18 protein-coding genes are annotated in these 21,582 nt (G+C 73.4%); 8 read left to right on the top strand and 10 right to left on the bottom strand.

Annotation, left to right across the window (positions count from 1 at the left end):
- Positions 1–31: 31 nt before the first annotated feature.
- Entirely contained in the window at positions 32–1,615 is a 1,584-nt protein-coding gene (cimA, locus tag GA0070614_RS22480) for a citramalate synthase (RefSeq protein WP_088977825.1), read from the bottom strand.
- 352 nt (positions 1,616–1,967) lie between these two features.
- Between cimA and GA0070614_RS22475 the strand changes: the two genes are divergently transcribed.
- The 5 genes from GA0070614_RS22475 to GA0070614_RS22455 all read left to right on the top strand — a co-directional run bounded on the left by GA0070614_RS22475 (position 1,968) and on the right by GA0070614_RS22455 (position 4,965).
- Positions 1,968–2,528 (top strand): peroxiredoxin, encoded by a 561-nt coding sequence (locus GA0070614_RS22475; protein ID WP_088977824.1) that lies wholly within the window; start codon positions 1,968–1,970, stop codon positions 2,526–2,528.
- A gap of 1 nt (position 2,529) precedes the next feature.
- The gene (locus GA0070614_RS22470; protein ID WP_088977823.1) at positions 2,530–3,060 is read left to right on the top strand and encodes a carboxymuconolactone decarboxylase family protein; all 531 of its coding nucleotides are present in this window, start codon (positions 2,530–2,532) and stop codon (positions 3,058–3,060) included.
- Between the two features lie 158 nt (positions 3,061–3,218).
- Entirely contained in the window at positions 3,219–3,677 is a 459-nt protein-coding gene (locus tag GA0070614_RS22465) for a PRC-barrel domain-containing protein (protein ID WP_088977822.1), read from the top strand.
- Positions 3,678–3,774: 97 nt separating this feature from the next.
- Positions 3,775–4,470: a tyrosine-protein phosphatase gene (locus GA0070614_RS22460; protein WP_088979592.1), complete on the top strand. Its 696-nt coding sequence runs from the start codon at positions 3,775–3,777 to the stop codon at positions 4,468–4,470.
- Between the two features lie 111 nt (positions 4,471–4,581).
- Complete coding sequence (locus tag GA0070614_RS22455; protein ID WP_088977821.1) at positions 4,582–4,965, top strand: VOC family protein; 384 nt, start codon at positions 4,582–4,584, stop codon at positions 4,963–4,965.
- Between the two features lie 70 nt (positions 4,966–5,035).
- Here the strand turns inward: GA0070614_RS22455 and GA0070614_RS22450 are convergent, their stop codons facing one another.
- Together GA0070614_RS22450 and GA0070614_RS22445 are read right to left on the bottom strand one after the other, a co-directional pair.
- Positions 5,036–6,133, bottom strand: coding sequence for a branched-chain amino acid aminotransferase (locus GA0070614_RS22450; RefSeq protein ID WP_088977820.1), 1,098 nt, complete (start codon positions 6,131–6,133; stop codon positions 5,036–5,038).
- A gap of 237 nt (positions 6,134–6,370) precedes the next feature.
- Entirely contained in the window at positions 6,371–7,402 is a 1,032-nt protein-coding gene (locus GA0070614_RS22445; protein ID WP_088977819.1) for a 3-isopropylmalate dehydrogenase, read from the bottom strand.
- 219 nt (positions 7,403–7,621) lie between these two features.
- On the opposite strand from GA0070614_RS22445, the gene GA0070614_RS22440 reads away from it, so the two are divergent.
- Together GA0070614_RS22440 and GA0070614_RS22435 are read left to right on the top strand one after the other, a co-directional pair.
- A complete protein-coding gene (locus GA0070614_RS22440) occupies positions 7,622–8,497 on the top strand; it encodes an FAD:protein FMN transferase (RefSeq protein ID WP_088977818.1) in 876 nt (291 codons plus the stop codon).
- A gap of 360 nt (positions 8,498–8,857) precedes the next feature.
- Positions 8,858–9,214, top strand: coding sequence for a hypothetical protein (locus GA0070614_RS22435; RefSeq protein WP_088977817.1), 357 nt, complete (start codon positions 8,858–8,860; stop codon positions 9,212–9,214).
- A gap of 105 nt (positions 9,215–9,319) precedes the next feature.
- On the opposite strand, the gene serA is transcribed toward GA0070614_RS22435, so the two are convergent.
- The 5 genes from serA to GA0070614_RS22410 all read right to left on the bottom strand — a co-directional run bounded on the left by serA (position 9,320) and on the right by GA0070614_RS22410 (position 17,368).
- Entirely contained in the window at positions 9,320–10,918 is a 1,599-nt protein-coding gene (gene serA, locus GA0070614_RS22430) for a phosphoglycerate dehydrogenase (protein ID WP_088977816.1), read from the bottom strand.
- A gap of 256 nt (positions 10,919–11,174) precedes the next feature.
- Entirely contained in the window at positions 11,175–12,188 is a 1,014-nt protein-coding gene (ilvC, locus tag GA0070614_RS22425; protein WP_088977815.1) for a ketol-acid reductoisomerase, read from the bottom strand.
- 80 nt (positions 12,189–12,268) lie between these two features.
- Positions 12,269–12,784, bottom strand: a complete 516-nt coding sequence (gene ilvN, locus GA0070614_RS22420; RefSeq protein WP_088977814.1) for an acetolactate synthase small subunit — start codon at positions 12,782–12,784, stop codon at positions 12,269–12,271.
- 61 nt (positions 12,785–12,845) lie between these two features.
- A complete protein-coding gene (locus tag GA0070614_RS22415) occupies positions 12,846–14,750 on the bottom strand; it encodes an acetolactate synthase large subunit (protein ID WP_088977813.1) in 1,905 nt (634 codons plus the stop codon).
- A 236-nt stretch (positions 14,751–14,986) separates the two neighbouring features.
- A complete protein-coding gene (locus GA0070614_RS22410; protein WP_408630783.1) occupies positions 14,987–17,368 on the bottom strand; it encodes a putative bifunctional diguanylate cyclase/phosphodiesterase in 2,382 nt (793 codons plus the stop codon).
- A gap of 128 nt (positions 17,369–17,496) precedes the next feature.
- Here GA0070614_RS22410 and ilvD point away from each other — a divergent pair, with 128 nt between their 5' ends.
- Positions 17,497–19,344 (top strand): dihydroxy-acid dehydratase, encoded by a 1,848-nt coding sequence (gene ilvD, locus GA0070614_RS22405; RefSeq protein ID WP_088977811.1) that lies wholly within the window; start codon positions 17,497–17,499, stop codon positions 19,342–19,344.
- Positions 19,345–19,374: 30 nt separating this feature from the next.
- Here the strand turns inward: ilvD and GA0070614_RS22400 are convergent, their stop codons facing one another.
- Both GA0070614_RS22400 and GA0070614_RS22395 read right to left on the bottom strand, forming a co-directional pair.
- Positions 19,375–20,973, bottom strand: a complete 1,599-nt coding sequence (locus tag GA0070614_RS22400; RefSeq protein ID WP_408630782.1) for a SulP family inorganic anion transporter — start codon at positions 20,971–20,973, stop codon at positions 19,375–19,377.
- 167 nt (positions 20,974–21,140) lie between these two features.
- Positions 21,141–21,479, bottom strand: a complete 339-nt coding sequence (locus GA0070614_RS22395; RefSeq protein WP_088977810.1) for an ArsR/SmtB family transcription factor — start codon at positions 21,477–21,479, stop codon at positions 21,141–21,143.
- Positions 21,480–21,582: the final 103 nt, after the last annotated feature.

Below are 21,582 nucleotides of genomic sequence, written 5' to 3'. Positions count from 1 at the left end.
CCCCGGTGGAGGGCCGCGCCGGCTGCGGCGGTCAGACCCGGGCGCGGTCCAGGCCGTAGGTGAGCGCGTCGACGAGGGCGTGCCAGGACGCCTCGACCACGTTGGGGTGCACCCCCACGGTGGTCCAGTCCCGGCCGGTGCCGTCGGCGGTCTCCACCAGCACCCGGGTCACCGCGCCGGTGCCGTGGCTGCCCTCCAGGATCCGCACCTTGTAGTCGGCCAGCTCGAAGGCGCGCAGCTCCGGGTAGTGCCGGGACAGCCCGACCCGCAGCGCCTCGTCGAGGGCGTTGATCGGGCCGTTGCCCTCGGCGGTGGCGATTACCCGCTCCCCGCGTACCCGGATCTTCACGGTGGCCTCGGAGACCACCGCGCCGTCCTCGCGGTGCTCGACCAGCACCCGGTACGACTCCAGCGCGAACGGTCGCGCCGGTGCCGCGTCGGGCAGTTCGGAGCGGACCAGCAGCTCGAACGAGGCGTCGGCGGCCTCGAACGACCACCCGCCCGCCTCCAGCTCCTTGACCCGGCTGGTCACCTTCGACAACGCCTCCGGATGGCCGGCCAGGTCCAGGCCCAGCTCGCGGCTCTTGAGCTCGACGCTGGCCCGGCCGGCCATCTCGGTGACGAGGATCCGCATGTCGTTGCCCACCACCGACGGGTCCACGTGGTTGTAGAGCAACGGGTCGACCTTGATCGCGCTCGCGTGCAGCCCCGCCTTGTGGGCGAAGGCCGCGGCCCCGACGTACGCCTGGTGGGTGTCGGGGGCGATGTTGGCGATCTCGGCGATGGCGTGCGAGACCCGCACCATCTGTTCCAGGCAGCCCTCCGGTAGGACGGGCATGCCGAGCTTGAGTTGAAGGTTGGCGACGACCGCGAAGATGTCGGCGTTGCCGGGGCGCTCGCCGTACCCGTTGGCGGTGCCCTGGACGTGCCGGACCCCGGCCTCGACGGCGGCGATGGTGTTGGCCACCGCGCAGGCGGTGTCGTTCTGGCAGTGGATGCCGAGCAGTTCCGGCGCCACGCCGGTGCGCGCGGTGAGGTCGGCGATGGCCGTGGTGACCTGCGAGGGCAGCATCCCGCCGTTGGTGTCGCAGAGCACGAACCGCTCGGCCCCGGCGTCGAGCGCCGCCTGGACCACCGAGGCGGTGTACGCCGGGTCGTGCCGCCACCCGTCGAAGAAGTGCTCGCCGTCGACGAAGACCCGCCGGCCCTGGGCGACCAGGTACGCCACCGTGTCCCGGATCATGGCCAGGTTCTCCGCGCCGGTGGTGCGCAGCGCCCGCTCGACGTGCCGGATGTCGGCCTTGGCCACCAGCGCGATCGCCGGGGTCTCGGCGTCGAGCAGGCCCCGCACCTGCGGGTCGTCCTGCACGGCCACGCCGGCCCGGCGGGTGGCGCCGAAGGCGACCAGGACGGCGTGCTTCAGGTCCAGCTCGGTGCGCGCCCGGCGGAAGAACTCGGTGTCCTTCGGGACCGCGCCCGGCCACCCGCCCTCGATGAAGCCCACCCCCAGCTCGTCGAGGAGCCGGGCCACGGCCAGCTTGTCGACCACCGAGTAGCTGAGCCCCTCGCGCTGCGCGCCGTCGCGCAGCGTCGTGTCGTACACCTGGAACGTCATGGGAGTCCCTTCTTCACAGGCCGGGGGGAGCAACAAAAAGACCCCCCGCGGGGTGCGGGAGGTCTGCGCGCTCGGCGGAGGGGAGGCCGGCGCGCTACGTGCCAATAATCAGGACGGTGCTGCTCACGGTCGCTACTCTGCCACCCCCGACCGGGTTCTGGGAGGCATAATCCACATGTCGGGACGGTGACGGAGTGTGTTCATACCTCATTCACCGCGGCGTACCGGGCAGAACCCGCCATCGGTGATCGACTTCACAAGTCACCCGGCCGCCACCAGCGGGAAACCTCGCTGCGGAAGTATCTGGAACCGATCCAGTTACCGGCCCTCGTGCCGCAGTCAAGGAGGACCCGTGCTCACTGTCGGTGACCGCTTCCCCGAGTACGAACTCACCGCGTGCGTCTCCCTCGACGCCGACAAGGCGTTCGAGACGCTCCACCACAAGTCCCACGAGGGCAAGTGGCGCGTCGTCTTCTTCTGGCCGAAGGACTTCACCTTCATCTGTCCGACGGAGATCGCCGAGTTCGGCCGCCTCAACGGTGAGTTCGCCGACCGCGACGCCCAGGTGCTCGGCGTCTCGGTGGACAACGAGTTCGTGCACTACGCCTGGCGCAAGGACCACCCGGACCTGCGCGACCTGCCCTTCCCGATGCTCAGCGACATCAAGCGCGAGCTGAGCGCCGCCTGCGGCGTGCTCGGGGAGGACGGCGTGGCGCAGCGGGCCACCTTCATCGTCGACCCGGACAACGAGATCCAGTTCGCCATGGTCACCGCCGGCTCCGTCGGCCGCAACGTCTCCGAGGTGCTGCGGGTGCTGGACGCGCTGCAGACCGACGAGCTGTGCCCGTGCAACTGGAACAAGGGCGGCGCCACCCTGGACGCCAACGCCCTGCTCGCCGGCGCCGGTGCCTGACATGGGTCTGGACGCGGTCAAGTCGGCGCTGCCCGAGTACGCCAAGGACATCAAGCTCAACCTCGGCTCCACCGTCGGCACCTCCACGCTCAAGCCCGAGCAGGCCTGGGGCACCGCCCTGGCCTGCGCGGTCGCCGCACGCAACCCGGTGGTGCTGAGGGAGATCGCCGACGAGGCCTCGACCCACCTGTCGCCGGAGGCCGTCGAGGCGGCCAAGGGCGCCGCCACGATCATGGCGATGAACAACGTCTACTACCGGGCGAAGCACCTCATCGGCGACGAGCAGTACGCCTCGATGCCGGCCCGGCTGCGGATGCAGATCATCGCCAGGCCGGGCGTGGACAAGGGTGACTTCGAGCTGTGGTGCCTCGCCGTCTCGGCGATCACCGGCTGCGGCGTCTGCCTGGAGTCGCACGAGAAGGCCCTGCGGTCCGCCGGGTTCACCCGCGAGCAGGTGCACGAGGGGCTGCGCATCGCCGCCGTCGTGCACGCCGCCGCCGTGGCGCTCGACGCGCAGGCCGCCCTGGCCTGAGCCGGACGGCCCGCCCGGGCCGGCACCGCGACCGCGGTGCCGGCCCGTCGTCGTTTCCGGTCACCGAGTGTGGAGAGCGGCGGGTCCGGGTACCCCATCCGTGGACACGAAGCACTTTCTCTCCGATACGACTACGACAGTCGAGGCAGGAGCTCCCCATGGACAGGCTCGACCCGCACGCCGCGCACGGCAGCACCGACCCGATGATCGACGACGGTCAGGGCAGCATCGCGGGCGGCGCCCCCGCCGGCGCCTTCAACCCCTGGCGCTACCGGGACGAGGCCGGAGTGGCCGACGCCGACCTGGTCGGCTACAAGGTGGAGGCCACCGACGGTGGCATCGGCAAGATCGACGACGCGAGCCACGAGGTCGGCGGCAGCTACCTGGTCGTCGACACCGGCCCGTGGATCTTCGGCAAGAAGGTGATGCTGCCGGCCGGCACCGTGAACCAGGTGGACCACGACGACCGGAAGGTCTACGTGGACCGCAGCAAGGACCAGATCAAGGCCGCGCCCGAGTACGACGAGACCAGCCACAGCGACCCGGCGTACCGGGACACGCTGGGCGGCTACTACGACGAGACGTACGGCAACGTGCCCCCGGGCACCACGCGCTGACCGCGACGGACCTCGACGGCCGGTGGGGCGACCCACCGGCCGTTACCGTGTCCGCGTGGACGACACACAGGTCAACCGCCGCATCCCCTTCTCCGTCATGTTCAACTTCCGAGACGTGGGCGGCCAGCCCGCCCGCGACGGCCGCACCGTGCGCCGGGGCCGGCTCTACCGCTCGGACTCACCGCACCGCCTCGACGGCGCCGACCGGGAGGCGTTCGCCGCCCTCGGCGTCCGGACCGTCATCGACCTGCGCCGCCCTTCCGAGGTCGAGCGGGACGGCCGGGTGCCCGAGTTCGACGGGCTGGCGTACCGCAACATCCACCCGGAGCACGCCGACTGGGGCGACAACCCGTACCGGCCGGGCGCCGACCTCGCCCGCTACCTGGCCGACCGGTACGCCGACCTGGCCGAGACCGGCGCGGCCGGGCTCGGCGAGGCGGTCGGGCTGATCGCCGACCAGACCGCCGCCCCGGTGCTGGTGCACTGCGTCGCCGGCAAGGACCGCACCGGCATCGTCTGCGGGCTCACCCTGGCGGTGCTCGGCGTCCCCGACACCGACATCGCCGCCGACTACGCGCTCAGCACCGAGGCCGCCGAACGGTTCCAGACGTGGTTCAACTCCACCGGCAAGCAGGTGCGGCCCGGCCTGCCCCCACTCACCACCCCGGCCGAGGCGATGATCCTCTTCCTCACCGAACTGCGCCACCGGCACGGCTCGGTGGAGGGCTACCTGCGCCACGCCGGCCTGACCGACGCCGACTTCGCCGCGCTGCGCGAGCACCTGCTGGAGTGACCCGGGCGGCGCCGCGCCCGACGGTACGGCCACCCCGCCCGGCCGTACCGTCGCACCGGCCCACCGTCCGGGGGCGTCCACTGTGGCCTTGCCGGCGGTATGGTGCCTCGCATGCATCGGAGCCGGGTCTTCGCCGTCCTGATCGACACCCCACGCGACCAGGCCGACGGGGCGGTCGCCTTCTGGTCGGCGGCTCTCGGCGTGCCCGCCCGGCCGTTGCCCGACGAACCGCAGTTCGTCGAGCTGCACCGCGCGCTGCCGGACATGGGCCTCGCGGTCCAGGCGGTCGGCGACGACGCGCCCCGGATGCACCTCGACATCGAGAGCGACGACGTCGACGCCGAGACCGCCCGCCTGCTCGCCCTCGGCGCCACCGAGGTGACCCGGTGGCAGGAGTGCCGGGTGCTGCGGGCGCCCGGCGGACACCTGGTCTGCGTGCTGCCGGTGGAGAGCCCGCCGGCGGTGTTCGCCGCCCACGCCCGCACCTGGCCCTGACCGGCCCGCGAACGACGACCGCCGGCCACGCCGCGGCAGCGGCGGACCGGCGGTCGGCGATCAGGCTGGATCAGCAGACGCGGCGCACCCAGCCCTGCGGGTCCTCGGCCTCGCCACGCTGGATCGCCACCAGCCGCTCGCGCAGCGCCATCGTGGAGCGACCCGGCCCGCCCCCACCGATCAGGAACTCGCCGTCGGGGAAGCGGACCCGGCCGATCGGGGTGATCACCGCGGCGGTGCCGCAGGCGAAGACCTCCCGCAGCCGGCCACTGGCCGCGTCGGCCTGCCAGTCGGCGAAGCTCACCGGCCGCTCCTCGACCCGGTGTCCGGAGGCGGCGGCCAGGGACAGGACCGCGTCGCGGGTGATGCCCGGCAGGATCGTGCCGGTCAGCGGCGGGGTGACCAGGGTGTCGTCGTCGTAGACGAAGAAGACGTTCATGCCGCCCAACTCGTCGACGAAGCGCCGCTCCACCGCGTCGAGGAAGACCACCTGGTCGCAGCCGGCCTCGATCGCCTCGGCCTGCGCGGCCAGCGAGGCGGCGTAGTTGCCTCCGCACTTGGCCGCGCCGGTGCCGCCCGGGGCGGCGCGGGTGTAGTCCGGGCTGACCCAGACCGTCACCGGCTTGACCCCACCGGCGAAGTACGCCCCGGCCGGCGAGGCGATGACGCAGTAGAGGTACTCGTTGGCCGGGCGCACGCCGAGGAAGACCTCGCTGGCGAACATGAACGGCCGCAGGTAGAGGCTGGCGTCCGGCCCCTGCGGGATCCACTCCCGGTCGATCTCCACGATCCGGCGCAGCGACTCGACGAACGTCTCCACCGGCAGCTCCGGCATGGCCAGCCGCCGGGCGGAGGCGGCGAACCGGGCGGCGTTGGCCTCCGGACGGAACATGGTGACCGACCCGTCGGCCGTCCGGTACGCCTTCAGCCCTTCGAAGATCTCCTGCGCGTAGTGCAGCACCGCGGCGGCCGGGTCCATCGGGATCGGCGCGCGGGCCTCGACGCGGGCGTCGTACCAGCCCTTGCCCTCGGCGTAGCGGATGGTGACCATGTGGTCGGTGAAGACCCGGCCGAAGCCCGGGTTGGCCAGCAGAGCGGCCCGGTCGGCGGCGGATACCGGGGCGGGATTCGGACGGATCTCGAAATCGAGCTTGTCACCACCGCTCATCGCGCTGACCTCCCTGAGGGTTGAACGGCGTACGGGGTCGCACACCGACATCACTGGTGCCAGAAACTTACCCCGAACGGTCGTTCAGCGGATAGCTGCGCCCGGCGGAACGAACGCACCCGATCGGGTGCGGCGCAGGGGCGGCGGCGCCGACGACGGCGGGGAGGGAGCCGGCCCGGCCCGGGGTCTGGCGGACCCGGGCGGCGGGCCGGTGGGAGCGGGCGACTCGGCGCCCGGTCAGGCTACGGCGTACCCGGCGAGCCGGTCGCCGACCTCCTCGGTGCGCAGGGGTACGCCCGGGGTGCGGTTGGCCAGCTCGGCGCCGACCGCGGCGGTCACCCGGGCGGCGGCGTCGGCGTGGCCGAGCTGGTCGAGCAGGAGGGCGGCGGAGAGCACCGCGGCCACCGGGTCGGCCAGGCCCTTGCCCGCGATGTCCGGCGCCGAGCCGTGCACCGGCTCGAACATCGACGGGTACGCCCCGGAGGGGTTGATGCTGCCGCTGGCGGCCAGCCCGATGCCGCCGGTGACGGCGGCGGCGATGTCGGTGAGGATGTCGCCGAAGAGGTTGTCGGTGACCACCACGTCGTACCGCTGGGGCTGGGTGACCAGGAACATCGCGGCGGCGTCGACGTGCTGGTACTCGGTGGCCACGTCGGGGTGCTCGGCGGCCACGGCCTCGAAGGTACGCGCCCAGAGCGACCCGGCATGGGTCAGCACGTTGGTCTTGTGCACCAGGGTGACCTTGCGCCGCTCCCGACGGGCGGCCCGGGCGAAGGCGTCGCGGATGACCCGCTCCACCCCGTGCCGGGTGTTCAGGCTCTCCTCGGTGGCGACCTCGGCGGGGGTGTCGCGGTGCAGCGAGCCGCCGGCGCCGGCGTACAGCCCCTCGGTGCCCTCCCGGACCACCACCAGGTCCACCTCGCCCGGCTTGACGGTGGCCAGCGGGCCGGCCACGCCCGGCCAGAGCCGGGACGGACGCAGGTTGACGTACTGGTCGAAGGCGAAGCGGAGCTTGAGCAGCAGGCCGCGCTCCAGCACGCCCGGCGGGACGCTCGGGTCGCCGACCGCGCCGAGCAGGATGGCGTCGTGCCCGGACAGCTCGGTCAGCACCGAGTCGGGCAGCACCTCGCCGGTGCGGTGGTAGCGCGCGGCGCCGAGGTCGTACTCGGTGGCCTCGATCCCGGGGAGCACGGCGTCGAGGACCTTGCGGGCCTGCCCGACCACCTCGGGTCCGATCCCGTCCCCGGCCACCACCGCGATCCGTGCCACCTGGCGCTCCTCACCTCGTCGTTCCCGTGAACGGTACGTCGCCGTCCCGTTTCCCGGTACGCGTCTTCCACGATTCGGGACATCAGAATGCTCAGGAGGCTCCCAGGTGACATTCATGGTGCGGTCATCTCCACTGCCTAGGGTCAGTCGGGAGCGGGTCACGGGGGCTCGCGACGGATCCGCCGCGGTGGCGGCGCGGTCAGCGAAGGAGCAGGTGTGATGCGGACCGACCAGCAGCGCGGGCCGGCGGGGCTCGACCAGCAGCCGCGCACCCGGTGGGTGGACCAGGCCGCCTTCGCGCTGCGCCGGCCGGACCTGCGCCTGGGCGCCCGCAGCCACCGCGTCGACGCCGCCGCCGCCGCCACCGGTGACCGGATCGCCGTCCAGCACCGGGTGCGCACCAGCACGGCCGAGTACTCGCTGCTGCTCAACGCCCCCGAGCACGTCGGGCGCCGCACGGTCGGCGACGCGCTGCGCGACGCCGTCGCCGAGCTGCGGGCGGTCGACCTCACGTACGGCCCGAGCCGCCCGGACAGCCTGGTCTCCCGGCTGCGCCGGGGCGAGATCAGCCCCGAGTCGTACCCGCCGCTGGCCGACCTGGTGGACCGCTGCGCGGCCATGCGCGCGGCGACCGACGGCTGGTTCGACGCCTGGGCGGTGCCCGGCGGCTTCGACCCGGGCGGCCTGCTCAACGGCTGGGCGGTGGAGCGCGCGGCGGCCCGGCTGCGCGCCGCCGGCATCACCGACTACGCGGTGCTCTCCGGCGCGGACCTGACCGTACGCGGGCACGCCGCGCACGGCGGGCCGTGGCGGGTGGCCGTGCACCACCCGACCGACGGCCGGCGCGCGCCGCTGGTGCTGGAGATGACCGCCGGGGCGGTGGGCACCTCGGGAGTGTCCGGTCGGCAGGGCCACGTGGTCGACCCGCACACCGGCGAACCGGCCGAACAGCTCGTCGCGGCGACCGTCGTCGGTCCCGACCTCGCCGTCGCCGACGCGTACGCGACCGCGCTCTACGCCGCCGGGCCGGTCGGGCTGGCGTGGTTCCGCACCGGGTCGGGATATCAGGCTCTCTTCGCCCACCGGCGCCGCTGAGGCGCCGGGGCGCGTCGGCCGACGGGGTGGAGGGGGTCCACTCCGGTGGCGCGGTCGACGGGCCCGCGATCGGCCCCCACGGTCTCGGCAACGACCGTGGGGGCCGGTCAGCGACGAGTGCGCGTGGCTCGCGCATTCGAGGGGTGCGGACCGGTCGGCCGGACGCCTGACCTCGTCACCCGAAGACGGGCCGAACGCCCCCACTCAGCCGGTGACCGCACGGGTACGCTAGCGAATCGACGCAACTCGACGCAAGGGTCTCCACAGCGGACCGTCCTGGCCGGACACGGTGTCACGATCCGGTCGCTGCCCGGCGGGTCAGTTGCGACCGGGTGAACGGTGGATGGCACGCTGTCCGCCGTGAGTTTCGATCTGAGCGTGTGGGCCCTGCCGGACGGGGCCACGCCCGAGGACGTCCACGCCGCGGTGCGGCGGTGCCGCGAGGGACGCCACGGCGACCGACACCCGGACCCGCGAGTGGTCGGCTTCTACCGGGCCATCACCGCCACCTATCCCGACCGGCCCGTCGGGCCGGGCACCCCGTGGGAGGTCGCGCCGCTGCACGCGGCCGGCGACCACGTGGAGCTGAACCTCGTGCCGACCTGCGAGGACCAGGTCCTGCTCGACATCGAGCGGCTGGCGGGCGAGCACGACCTGATGCTCTTCGACGCCCAGGACGGCTCGGTCTACCCGCCGCCGTCGCGGGTCGTGGGCTGACCCGCCGCACGACGAGGCGTGGCCCCGCGGATCCCGACGCGATCCGCAGGGCCACGACGAGGGGCCCGGCCGAGACGGCCGGGCCCCCGATGCGTCGCGCGCGGACTACTCGTCGCGCAGGTCCGCCGCGCTCGCCGAGGTCGCGCCGATCGAGTCGGCGGCCGAGGTGAGCAGGTCGGCGCCGAGCGCCTGGTCGACGGTGAGGGTCATCAGCGTCTCGCCGCCGGCCTCCCGCCGCGCCACCTGCATCGCCGCGATGTTGACGCCGGCCTCGCCGAGCAGGGTGCCGACCGTGCCGACCACGCCCGGACGGTCGACGTAGCGCAGGAAGAGCAGGATGCCCTCCGCGCCGATCTCCACGTCGAAGCCGTCCACCTCGGTCAGCTTGATGACCTCGCGCGGGCCGGCCTGGGTGACCGTGCCGGAGACGCTGACCGTACGGCCGTCGGGCAGCGCGCCGCGGACGGTGACCAGGTTCGGGTGGTCGATCGTCTCGGCCTGGGTGGTGAGGGTGACCTCGACGCCACGCTCGGCGGCCAGGTGCGGGGCGTTGACGTAGGTGACCTGCTCCTCCACCACGGAGCTGAACAGCCCCTTGGTGGCGGCGAGCTTGAGCACCGAGACGTCGTGGTTGACGATCTCGCCACGCACCTCGACGGTGACGCTGGCGGCGACCCCGCCGGCCACCGCGGTGAACGCCCGGCCCAGCTTCTCGGCCAGCGGCAGCAGCGGGCGGACGTCCTCGGCGACCACGCCACCGGCCTGCACGTTCACCGCGTCCGGGACGAACTCGCCCTGCAACGCCAGCTTGACGCTCTTGGCCACGGCCAGGCCCGCCTTGTCCTGCGCCTCGTGGGTGGAGGCGCCCAGGTGCGGGGTGGCCACCACGTTGTCGAAGGCGAACAGCGGCGAGGAGGTGCAGGGCTCCTTGGCGTACACGTCGACGCCGGCGCCGGCGACCCGGCCCTCGGCGATCGCGTCCGCGAGCGCCTGCTCGTCGACCAGGCCACCCCGGGCGGCGTTGACGATGCGCACGCCCGGCTTGACGATCGCCAGCTCCTTCTCCCCGATCAGGCCCACGGTCTCCGGGGTCTTCGGCAGGTGGATGGAGATGAAGTCGGCCTCGCGCAGCAGCTCCTCCAGGCCCACCAGGCGGACGCCGAGCTGGGCGGCCCGGGCCGGCTGGATGTAGGGGTCGTACGCGATCAGCCGGGTGCCGAAGGCGGCGATGCGCTGCGCGAAGAGCACGCCGATGCGGCCCAGGCCGACCACGCCGACGGTCTTGCCCTGCAACTCCACGCCGGTGTACTTGGACCGCTTCCACTCCCCCGCCTTGAGCGCCGCGCTGGCGGCGGCGGTGTTGCGGGCGACGGCGAGCAGCAGCGCGACGGCCTGCTCGGCGGCGGAGACGATGTTGGAGGTGGGAGCGTTGACGACCATGACGCCCCGCGCGGTGGCGGCCGGCACCTCGACGTTGTCCAGACCGACACCGGCCCGGGCGACCACCTTCAGCCGCGGCGCGGCGGCGATCGCCTCGGCGTCGATCTGGGTGGCGCTGCGCACGATCACCGCGTCGGCCTCGGAGAGCGCGGAGAGCAGGGCCGGGCGGTCGGTGCCGTCGACGTGGCGTACGTCGAAGTCGTGCGCGAGCACCTCGATGGCGGCGGGAGCGAGTTCTTCGGCGATCAGTACGACAGGATTCATCGGTCCTCGTAGACGTCGTATGCGGTCGGCCTGGGGCGACGGGGACGCCGCGCTGCGCCCCTACGCTGATCCGTGCCATGGCCGTCAGGTGCCGGCTACGCACCTATCAAGGATCGTAGGTGGCGCCCCGGCCGGCGGGTCCCGGTCGGCGGGGTGAGTGCCCTCACAAACCAGACATGTCCGGGGTGTTAACGGACGGCGGTGACGCGTCCGACGCCGGGGAGAGCGTCGGACGCGTCACCGCGTGCGGGGAACGTCAGGCGGTCTCGGTGATCGGCCGGTCGACCCAGCTCATCATCGAGCGCAGCTTCTGGCCGGTCTCCTCGATCGGGTGGGCCGCGCCCTCGGCCCGCCACTTGGCGAAGTTCGGCCGGCCGGCCTCGTCCTCGGCGACCCACTCGCGGGCGAACTCGCCGGACTGGATCTCGCCGAGGATCTTGCGCATCTCCTCCTTGACCCGGGCGTCGACGACCCGCGGGCCCCGGGACAGGTCGCCGTACTCGGCGGTGTCGGAGACGCTGTAGCGCATCCGGGCGATGCCGCCCTCGTACATCAGGTCGACGATCAGCTTCAGCTCGTGCAGGCACTCAAAGTAGGCCACCTCGGGCGCGTAGCCGGCCTCGGTGAGCACCTCGAAACCGGTCTGCACCAGCGCCGCCGCGCCACCGCAGAGCACCGCCTGCTCGCCGAAGAGGTCGGTCTCGGTCTCCTCGGTGAAGGTGGTCCTGATCGCGCCGGCCCGGGTGCCACCGATGCCCTTGGCGTACGACAGGGCGAGCGCGAAGGCGGCGCCGCTGGCGTCCTGCTCGACGGCGACCAGGCAGGGCACGCCCTTGCCGTCGACGTACTGGCGGCGGACCAGGTGGCCGGGGCCCTTCGGGGCGACCATCGCGACGTCCACGTCGGCCGGCGGGGTGATCAGGCCGTAGCGGATGTTGAAGCCGTGGCCGAAGAAGAGCGCCTTGCCGGGGGCCAGGTTCGGCGCGATCGAATCGGCGTAGAGCGCCCGCTGGGCGGTGTCCGGCGCCAGGATCATGATGACGTCGGCCTCGGCCGCCGCCTCGGCCGGCGTGAGCACGCGCAGGCCCTGCTCCTCGGCCTTCGGGCGGCTCTTGGAGCCGGCCGGCAGGCCGATCACCACGTCGACGCCGGAGTCGCGCAGCGACAGCGCGTGGGCGTGGCCCTGGCTGCCGTACCCGATCACCGCGACCTTGCGGCCCTGGATCAGACCCAGGTCGGCGTCGTCGTCGTAGTACACCTCAACGCTCATTGACTTCCCTTTCGTACGGCGGTCCGGACGGCCGTCGTGGACTTGTGCGGTGGCGGTTGGGCGGCGCGCAGCGCCGGGGATCAGGCGGCGCGCAGCGCGGGACCGGCGGTGATGGAGCGCGAGCCGCGCCCGATCGCCACCGTGCCGGACTGGACCATCTCCTTGATGCCGAACGGCTCCAGGTCGCGCAGCAGCGCGTCCAGCTTGTCGGGGGTGCCGGTGGCCTCGATGGTCAGCGTGTCCGGGGCGACGTCGACCACCCGGGCGCGGAACAGGTTGACCGTCTCCAGCACCTGGGCCCGGGCGTTGCGGTCGGCGCGGACCTTGACCAGCAGCAACTCGCGGGCGACCGAGACCTGCGGGTCCAGCTCCACGATCTTCAGCACGTTGACCAGCTTGTTGAGCTGCTTGGTCACCTGCTCCAGCGGGGACGACTCGGCGTTGACCACGATGGTGATCCGGGAGACGTCCGGGTTCTCGGTCTCGCCGACGGCGAGGCTGTCGATGTTGAACCCGCGCCGGGAGAACAGGCCGGAGACCCGGGCCAGGACACCCGGCTTGTTCTCCACCAGGACGGAAAGAGTGTGCATGGTCATCGCTGTGCCTTCCTCGTCATGCCCTCATGGCCCTCGCTGCGCTCGGTGCACTCGGTCATGACTACAGCTCGTCCTCGTCGAATGCCGGGCGGACGCCACGGGCGAACATGATCTCGTCGTTGCTGGTGCCGGCGGCCACCATCGGCCAGACCATCGCGTCCTTGCCGACCGTGAAGTCGATGACGACCGGCGCGTCGTTGATCGCCATCGCGGCCTCGATGGTCTTGTCCACGTCCTCGGCGGTCTCGCAGCGCAGGCCGACGCAGCCGAGCGCCTCGGCCAGCTTCACGAAGTCCGGGATGCGGTGCTTGTGGGTGCCCAGCTCGGTGTTGGAGTAGCGCTCGCCGTAGAAGAGGGTCTGCCACTGGCGGACCATCCCGAGGTTGCCGTTGTTGATCACGGCGATCTTGACCGGGATGCCCTCCAGCGCGCAGGTCGCCAGCTCCTGGTTGGTCATCTGGAAGCAGCCGTCGCCGTCCACCGCCCAGACCACCGCGTCCGGCCGGCCGACCTTCGCGCCCATCGCCGCCGGGACGGCGTACCCCATGGTGCCGAGGCCGCCGGAGTTGAGCCAGGTGCCCGGCTTCTCGTACGAGATGAACTGGCTGGCCCACATCTGGTGCTGGCCGACACCCGCCACGTAGATCGCGTCCGGGCCGGCGATCTCGCCCAGCCGCTTGATCACGTGCTGCGGGGAGAGGGTGCCGTCGGACGGCTCCTCGTAGCCCAGCGGGTAGCGCTCGCGCAGGTCGTCCAGCTGGGTCCACCAGTCGGTGAGGTCGGCGCGGTGGCCGGCCTTCTGCTCGCTGGTGACCGCGGTGATCAGCTCGTCGATGACGTGCCGGGCGTCGCCGACGATCGGCACGTCGGCGTGGCGGTTCTTGCCGATCTCCGCCGGGTCGATGTCGGCGTGCACCACCGTGGCGTCCGGGGCGAACGAGTCCAGCTGGCCGGTCACCCGGTCGTCGAAACGGGCGCCGAGCGCCACGATCAGGTCGGACTTCTGCAGGCCGTAGACCGCGGCGACGGTGCCGTGCATGCCGGGCATGCCCAGGTGCTGGCGGTGCGAGTCGGGGAACGCCCCGAGCGCCATCAGCGTGGTCACCACCGGGATGCCGGTCAGCTCGGCGAGCGTACGCAGCCCCTCGGTGGCGCCGGCCTTGAGCACGCCGCCGCCGACGTAGAGCACCGGACGGCGGGCGGCGGCCATCAGCCGGGCCGCCTCGCGGATCTGCTTGCCGTGCGGGTGCAGCGTCGGCCGGTACCCGGGCAGGTCCAGGGTGGGCGGCCAGGCGAACGTGGTCGGCGCCTGCAGGACGTCCTTGGGGATGTCGACCAGCACCGGCCCGGGCCGCCCGGTCGAGGCCAGGTGGAACGCCTCGGCCAGCACCTGCGGGATCTCCTCGGCGCTCTGGACCAGGAAGTTGTGCTTGGTGATCGGCAGGGTGATGCCCTGGATGTCGGCCTCCTGGAAGGCGTCCGTGCCGATCGAGGGGCGGGCCACCTGGCCGGTGATCGCGACGATCGGGACCGAGTCCATGTACGCGTCGGCGATCGGGGTCACCAGGTTGGTCGCGCCCGGCCCGGAGGTGGCGATGCAGACGCCGACCCGGCCGGTCGCCTGCGCGTACCCGGTGGCGGCGTGCCCGGCGCCCTGCTCGTGGCGGACCAGGATGTGCCGGACGGTGGAGTCGTACAGCGGGTCGTAGGCCGGCAGGATCGCCCCGCCGGGGATGCCGAAGACCACGTCGACGCCGAGGGCTTCGAGGGACCGCACGAGGGAGCCGGCGCCGGAGACCTGGGCCGGCGCCGACTGCCGGGCGGCCCCGGCGGCGGCCCGGCCGGTGCCGGCCGGGGTGGTCCCGGGGCGCGGCGCGGGGGCGTGCTCGGCGTCACCGGTCGGCTCGGCGACCGTGCGCGCCCGACGGGCGGAGTGGGCGAGTGTCTCTGGCGTGGGTCTCGTCATGGCGGTTCAGGCCTTCGGCTGGAGTGGGTGGAGCTCAACGACACGTGCTACGGGGGCGGGTGCCCGCCCCGAAGGGTCCGACGGCAATAAAAACGGCCCTCGTGCAGATGCACGGGGCCAGCGCACTCTCGAGGAGGAGAGTGCGCTCAGGTAAGTACTCGCAGCGACCGGATCGACGACATGTGGACCAGCCTGACGCATCTCAAGCGCTGAGTCAACTGATCCCACATGTTGGTTCACGAACGGGGGACACCGTCCCCCGGCGCGGGCCCGACAACCGGCCCCGCCTGCGCAGATCCCTCCGGTGAGACCCGCGGCGCGGGCACCGGCGGCGACGCGGGCGGGTGGGACCGCAGCCGGGGCAGCAACGGCGACGGCGCGGCCCGGCGCGGCCCGGGCGGCGGCACCGACGCCGGGCGCGCCCCCGGGGAGGTGGCGGCCTCCAGCATCGCCTCCAGGTGCTCGGCGGGCACCCCCCAGCCGAAGAGCGCGCCCTGACCGAAGCGGCAGCCGGCGGCGACCACCGCGGCCAGCTCCGTGGGGGAGGTCACCCCCTCGGCGATGACCTCCATGCCGAGCTGGTGCCCGAGCCGCATGACGATGTCGACCATCGGGGCGAACGCCGGCCCGTCCCGGCCCACCGGGCGGACCGGCTCGTGCTCGGCGACCAGGCTGTGGTCGATCTTGAGGATGTCGATCGGCAGCCGGCGCAGCTGGCCGAGCGAGGAGTAGCCGGCGCCGAAGTCGTCCAGGGCGATCCGCACGCCGGTGTGCCGCAGCGCGGTCAACCGGCGGATCAGCTCGTCCAGGTCGGTGGCGACCGCGTGCTCGGTGACCTCCAGCACCAGCCGCTGCGGCGGCACGTGGTGCGCGCGCAGCGCCTCGGCCACCTGCACGACGTACTCCGGGGCGTGCAGCTCGCGCGGGGAGACGTTGACCGACACCCAGACGTCGTGCCCGTCGGCCAGCCAGTGGGAGAGCTGCCAGCACGCCTGGTGCAGCACCCAGGCGCCCAGCTTGGCGATCATCCCGCACTCCTCGGCGAGCGGGATGAACTCGTCCGGGCGGACGTTGCCCAGCTCCGGGTGGTGCCAGCGCAGCAGCGCCTCGGCGCCGACCGGGCGCACCGAGGGCAGCGAGGCGACCGGCTGGAACACCAGCCGCAGCTCGTTGCGCTCGATCGCCCCGCGCAGCTCGTGCTCCACCCGGGTACGCCGCAGCAGCGCCCGGTCCTCGGTGCCGTCGTAGCGCTCGATCCGGTTCTTGCCGCGCTGCTTGGCGTAGCGCAGGGCGAGGTCGGCGTGGCGCAGCAGGGCCGTCGGGTCGGGCTCGTCGTACTGCCCGGCCACGCCGATGCTGACCGAGAGGAAGACCGGCCCCTCCGGCTGCTCGTACGCCCGCCCGAGCACCCCGAGCAGCCGCCGGGCGACCACGTCGGCGTCGGCCGGCCGGCCGCGCATGAGCACCGCGAACTCGTCACCGCCGAGCCGGGCGGCCAGGTCGCCGGGGCGCAGGTTGCCGCGCAGCCGCCGCCCCACCTCGGCCAGCACCATGTCGCCCACGTCGTGCCCGCGCATGTCGTTGACGTTCTTGAAGCCGTCCAGGTCGAGGCCGAGCAGCACGCAGTCGACCTTCTCCTCGGCGCAGCGCTGCAACTCGCGCAGCAGGCCCCGGCGGTTCGCCAGCCCGGTCAGCGCGTCGGTGTGGGCCAACTCACGGAAGTGCGCCTCCCGCTCGGCCAGCCGGCCGGCGTACCCGCGCAGGTCGTTGAGGGTGAGGTACTGCCGGGCGACCAGGGCGAAGCCCTCGACGCTGCCGGCCACGATGCCGAGCGCGTCGAAGCGACCGCCCTGCACGAGGTGGTACATCGCCGAGCCGGCCATGGCGAACATCGGTACGAAGGCGTACGCGCCGTCGCGGCGGATCAGGTCGACGTCGACCTGCCCCGGCGGGTCTCCCCGGTGCACCGCGAGCGCGGCGGCGAGCAGGCCCAGGGCGAGCAGCACGGCGGCGGACAGGGTGATCCCCACGCCGCCCTGGCACACCCCGGCGGCGACGCCGAGCCCGCCGAAGGCGCTGGCGGTGATGCCCGCGCCGAGCAGCGTGAACCGCGAGCGGGGCGGGGCGGCGCGGAGCACCACGATCAACGTCAGCCCGGCGGTCACCGCGGCGTTGACCGAGGCGAGCAGGATCGCCGGGCAGGCCACCGGGGTCGCCGCGCCGAGCAGCCGGGTCGGCTCGGAGAAGACCACCCAGCCGACGAACCAGAGCGCGGTCGCCATGATCAGCCCGTCCAGCAGCAGCCGGGCGGTGGCCGCCCGGTTGACCACCACACCGGGCAGTCGCAGCAGCCCGGTCGCGGCGGCAAGGCCGCTGAGCGTGGCGGCGACGGAGACGACCAGCGGCCAACCGGTGAGCCGGGCCGCGTGCGGTGACCGGTGCGGGTGGCCGAGTTCCACGATCACCCCGACCAGCAGGCCGACCAGGGCGGCCGCCCCGGCGACGGCCAGCAGCACGTACGCCCGGCGGTGCGGACCGGTGCGGCGCCGGGCCGCCCCGGCGAGCAGCGCGGTGGCCGCCGCGGCCACCAGGGCGCTCAGGATCGCGACCGCGACCATGCCCGGGGTGAAACGCACGTCCTCAACTGTGCCGGATGAGCGTGACCGGTGGGGCACCGGGTGTGCATCTGTTGGGACACGTCCGGTCCCGCCGGGGCCGCCGCGTCGGCGGTGCCACACTGGTACGCATGCCTGAGCTGCGGTCGAGGACCTCCACCCACGGTCGGACGATGGCCGGCGCCCGGGCCCTGTGGCGGGCCACCGGGATGACCGACGACGACTTCGGCAAGCCGATCGTCGCCATCGCCAACAGCTTCACCCAGTTCGTCCCCGGTCACGTACACCTCAAGGACCTCGGCGGCCTGGTCGCCGACGCGGTGGCCGAGGCCGGCGGGGTGGGCCGGGAGTTCAACACCATCGCGGTCGACGACGGCATCGCGATGGGCCACGGCGGCATGCTCTACTCGCTGCCCAGCCGGGAGCTGATCGCCGACGCGGTGGAGTACATGGTCAACGCGCACTGCGCGGACGCCCTGGTCTGCATCTCCAACTGCGACAAGATCACCCCGGGGATGCTGCTGGCCGCGCTGCGGCTGAACATCCCGACCGTCTTCGTCTCCGGCGGCCCGATGGAGGCCGGCAAGACGGTGGCGATCGAGGGGATCGTGCACTCCAAGATCGACCTGATCGACGCGATGATCGCCTCCTCCAACGAGGCGGTCACCGACGACCAGCTCGGCGAGATCGAGCGCTCCGCCTGCCCGACCTGCGGCTCCTGCTCCGGCATGTTCACCGCCAACTCGATGAACTGCCTGACCGAGGCGATCGGCCTCGCCCTGCCGGGCAACGGGTCGACACTGGCCACCCACGCCGCGCGCCGCGCGCTCTTCGTCGAGGCCGGCCGCACCGCCGTGGAGATCGCCAAGCGCTGGTACGACGGCGACGACGCCTCGGTGCTGCCCCGCGCGATCGCCAACCGGGCCGCCTTCGAGAACGCGGTCGCCCTCGACGTGGCGATGGGCGGGTCGACAAACACGATCCTGCACCTGCTCGCCGCCGCCCGCGAGGCCGAGCTGGACTTCGACGTGGCCGACATCGACGCGATCTCCCGCCGGGTGCCCTGCCTGGCCAAGGTCGCCCCGAACTCCCCGCAGTACCACATGGAGGACGTGCACCGGGCCGGCGGCATCCCCGCCATCCTCGGCGAGCTGGACCGGGCCGGGCTGCTCCACCGGGACGTGCGCGCGGTGCACTCCCCCAGCCTGGCGCAGTGGCTCGCCGACTGGGACGTGCGCGGCGGGTCACCGAGGCCGGAGGCCGTCGAGCTGTTCCACGCCGCCCCGGGCGGGGTGCGCACCACCCAGCCGTTCTCCACCACCAACCGCTGGTCGTCGCTGGACACCGACGCCGCCGGCGGCTGCATCCGCGACCGTACGCACGCGTACAGCGCCGACGGCGGGCTGGCCATCCTGCACGGCAACCTCGCGCCCGACGGCTGCGTGGTCAAGACCGCCGGGGTGCCCGAGGAGTGCCTGACCTTCCGCGGCCCGGCCAAGGTCTACGAGTCGCAGGACGACGCCGTCACCGCCATCCTCGCCAAGGAGGTCGTCGCCGGCGACGTCGTGGTGATCCGGTACGAGGGCCCGAAGGGCGGCCCCGGCATGCAGGAGATGCTCTACCCCACCTCGTTCCTCAAGGGCCGGGGACTGGGCCGGGCCTGCGCGCTGCTCACCGACGGCCGGTTCTCCGGCGGCACCTCCGGGCTCTCCATCGGGCACGTCTCCCCCGAGGCGGCCTCCGGTGGGCTGATCGCGCTGGTGCGCGACGGCGACGAGATCGTCATCGACATCCCGGGCCGGTCGATCGCGCTGAACGTGGCCGACGACGTGCTGGAGGCGCGCCGGGTCGCCGAGGAGAAGCGGGACCGGCCGTACACGCCGGTGGACCGGCAGCGGCCGGTGTCGGCGGCGCTGCGCGCGTACGCCTCGATGGCCACCTCGGCCAGCGACGGCGCGTACCGGAGGGTGCCGGAGTAGGCCGCCACCCACCGACGGCCGGACGGTGGCTCAGTGTGCCGCCAGGGCCAGGGTGCGGGCGTGTCGGATGGCCGACGGCGTGTCCGGGAAGACCAACCCCTCCCGGCGTAGCTCCTCGGCCACCCCGAGGGTGGTGAGCACCTGGTCGTGCCCCGGGGTGATGCCGGAGAGCAGCACGGTGATCCCGCGCCCCCGCAGCCGCCGGATCGCGTCGCCGAGCACCTGCGCGCCGGTGGCGTCGACGGTGCTGACCCGGGACATCCGCAGGATCACCACCCGCACGTCGGCGACCTCGGAGAGTTCCAGCAGGAAGGTGTGGGCGGCGGCGAAGAAGAGCGGCCCGTCGAGCCGGTAGGCGACGATGTGCTCGGCGAGCAGCGCGTGCTCCTCGGCGCTGTGTTCGCCCTGGTCGAGGGGGACCTGTTCCAACTTGGCGCTGCGGGCCACGGCCCGCAGGGCGATCACCACCGCGACGCCGACGCCGACCGCGACGGCGGTGACCAGGTCCCAGACGACGGTGACGGCGAAGGTGAGCACCAGCACCAGCGCGTCGCCCCGGGTGGCCCGGGCCAACGCCCAGAGCGAGCCGGCCTCGACCATCCGTACGCAGGTGGCGAGCAGCACGCCGGCCAGGGCGGCGAGCGGGATCCGGCCGACCAGCGGCGCGGCGGCCAGCACGATCCCGGCCAGGGCGACCGCGTGGGTGAGGGCGGCGAGTTTGGACGACGCCCCGGCGCGGACGTTGACGGCGGTGCGGGCGATGGCGGCGGTGGCCGGGATGCCGCCGAAGACCGGGGAGGCGAGGTTGGCCAGGCCCTGGCCGAAGAGTTCCCGGTCCGGGTCGTGCCGCTCGCCGACCGTCATGGCGTCCGCCACGGTGGCCGACAGCAGGCTCTCCAGGGCGGCGAGGGCGGCCACCGCCAGCGCGGAGGGCAGCAGCACGCCGAGCGCGCCCGGGTCGAGGAAGCCGAGCGACGGCGCGGGCAGTCCCTGGGGCAGCGCGCCGATGCGGACCAGGTCGACCGGGACGGTCTCGGCGAGCACCGTCGCGGCGCCGACGCCGAGCAGGGAGAACGGCAGGCCGGGCCGCCAGCGGGCGCCGAGCAGCATCAACGCCGCGACGCCGAGGGCCACCGCGACGGCCGCCGGCCGGGGGTGTACGACGAACCGGGCGACGGCGTCGGCCGCCACCGCCCAGACCCGCTCGCCGTGGGCGTCGGTGACGCCGAGCGCGGCGGGCACCTGTTGCAGGGCGATGACCACGGCGATGCCGGCGGTGAAGCCCTCGATCACCGGGGTGGGCAGGTAGCGGACGTACCGGCCGAGGCGGGCGAACGCCAGGGCGACGAGGATCAGCCCGGCCAGTGCGCCGACCATCAGCACCCCGGTCGGGCCGAACTGCTGCACCACCGGCACCAGCACGACGGTCATCGCCCCGGTGGGGCCGGACACCTGGAGGTTGGAGCCGCCGAAGATCGCGGCCACCGCGCCGGCGACGACGGCGGTGACCAGGCCGGCCTGCGCGCCCAGCCCGGAGGTGACGCCGAAGGCCAGGGCGAGCGGCAGCGCCACCACCGCCACGGTCAGGCCGGCGAGCAGGTCCCGGCGGGGTGAGCGGCGCACCGCCACCCAGTCGGCGCGGCCGGGGAGCAGACCGAGGACACGGTCGCGGACGACGCGGAGGACGTCCCGGTGGCCTGCGCCCGGGGTCTGCTCCGGCGCGGGCGGGCGCTGCGGGGATGGGGTCGCCCGCGGTGCCACGGCCGGGTCCGCGCCGTGGCCGACCGCGGCACCGCTCACCGGTCCCCTCCGGAGGCGCGCAGTTCGTCGAGGAGGCCGTCCCGGTCGGTGAGCACCGCGCCGAGGATGCGCCGCCCGGCGGCCAGCAGGTCGGCGACGTCGGGGGTGCTGAGGGCGTACATCACGAGCGGGCCGTCGCGCCAGGTGGTGACCATGCCGGCGCGGCGCAGCACGGCGAGCTGCTGGGAGAGGTTGGACGCTTCGACGTCGATCGCGGCGAGCAGGTCGCGCACGGGCTTCGGGCCGTCCTGGAGCAGTTCGAGGACCCGGATGCGCACCGGGTGCCCGAGGGTGCGGAACAGCTCCGCCTTCGCCTGGTACAGCGGCACCGACACGCCCGTCGCCTCCCTCACCGTGCGGCCGGCGCCGCACCATGACGACTTTAGCACTTGCATAATTGTTCAAGTCGCAGCTCGGCACGGTGCGGGTGCACTTCTT

The organism is Micromonospora coxensis (genome assembly GCF_900090295.1).
GTDB classification, from domain to species: domain Bacteria; phylum Actinomycetota; class Actinomycetes; order Mycobacteriales; family Micromonosporaceae; genus Micromonospora; species Micromonospora coxensis.
Note: the sequence above shows the minus strand (reverse complement) of the source record. Positions and strands in the feature narration are given on the sequence as shown.

Coding starts and splice junctions, on each gene's coding strand:
- cimA (WP_088977825.1), bottom strand. CDS start 1,615: ATGACGTTCCAGGTGTACGACACGACGCTGCGCGACGGCGCGCAGCGC.
- GA0070614_RS22470 (WP_088977823.1), top strand. CDS start 2,530: ATGGGTCTGGACGCGGTCAAGTCGGCGCTGCCCGAGTACGCCAAGGAC.
- GA0070614_RS22465 (WP_088977822.1), top strand. CDS start 3,219: ATGGACAGGCTCGACCCGCACGCCGCGCACGGCAGCACCGACCCGATG.
- GA0070614_RS22460 (WP_088979592.1), top strand. CDS start 3,775: ATGTTCAACTTCCGAGACGTGGGCGGCCAGCCCGCCCGCGACGGCCGC.
- GA0070614_RS22455 (WP_088977821.1), top strand. CDS start 4,582: ATGCATCGGAGCCGGGTCTTCGCCGTCCTGATCGACACCCCACGCGAC.
- GA0070614_RS22450 (WP_088977820.1), bottom strand. CDS start 6,133: ATGAGCGGTGGTGACAAGCTCGATTTCGAGATCCGTCCGAATCCCGCC.
- GA0070614_RS22440 (WP_088977818.1), top strand. CDS start 7,622: ATGCGGACCGACCAGCAGCGCGGGCCGGCGGGGCTCGACCAGCAGCCG.
- serA (WP_088977816.1), bottom strand. CDS start 10,918: ATGAATCCTGTCGTACTGATCGCCGAAGAACTCGCTCCCGCCGCCATC.
- ilvC (WP_088977815.1), bottom strand. CDS start 12,188: ATGAGCGTTGAGGTGTACTACGACGACGACGCCGACCTGGGTCTGATC.
- ilvN (WP_088977814.1), bottom strand. CDS start 12,784: ATGACCATGCACACTCTTTCCGTCCTGGTGGAGAACAAGCCGGGTGTC.
- GA0070614_RS22415 (WP_088977813.1), bottom strand. CDS start 14,750: ATGACGAGACCCACGCCAGAGACACTCGCCCACTCCGCCCGTCGGGCG.
- GA0070614_RS22410 (WP_408630783.1), bottom strand. CDS start 17,368: ATGGTCGCGGTCGCGATCCTGAGCGCCCTGGTGGCCGCGGCGGCCACC.
- ilvD (WP_088977811.1), top strand. CDS start 17,497: ATGCCTGAGCTGCGGTCGAGGACCTCCACCCACGGTCGGACGATGGCC.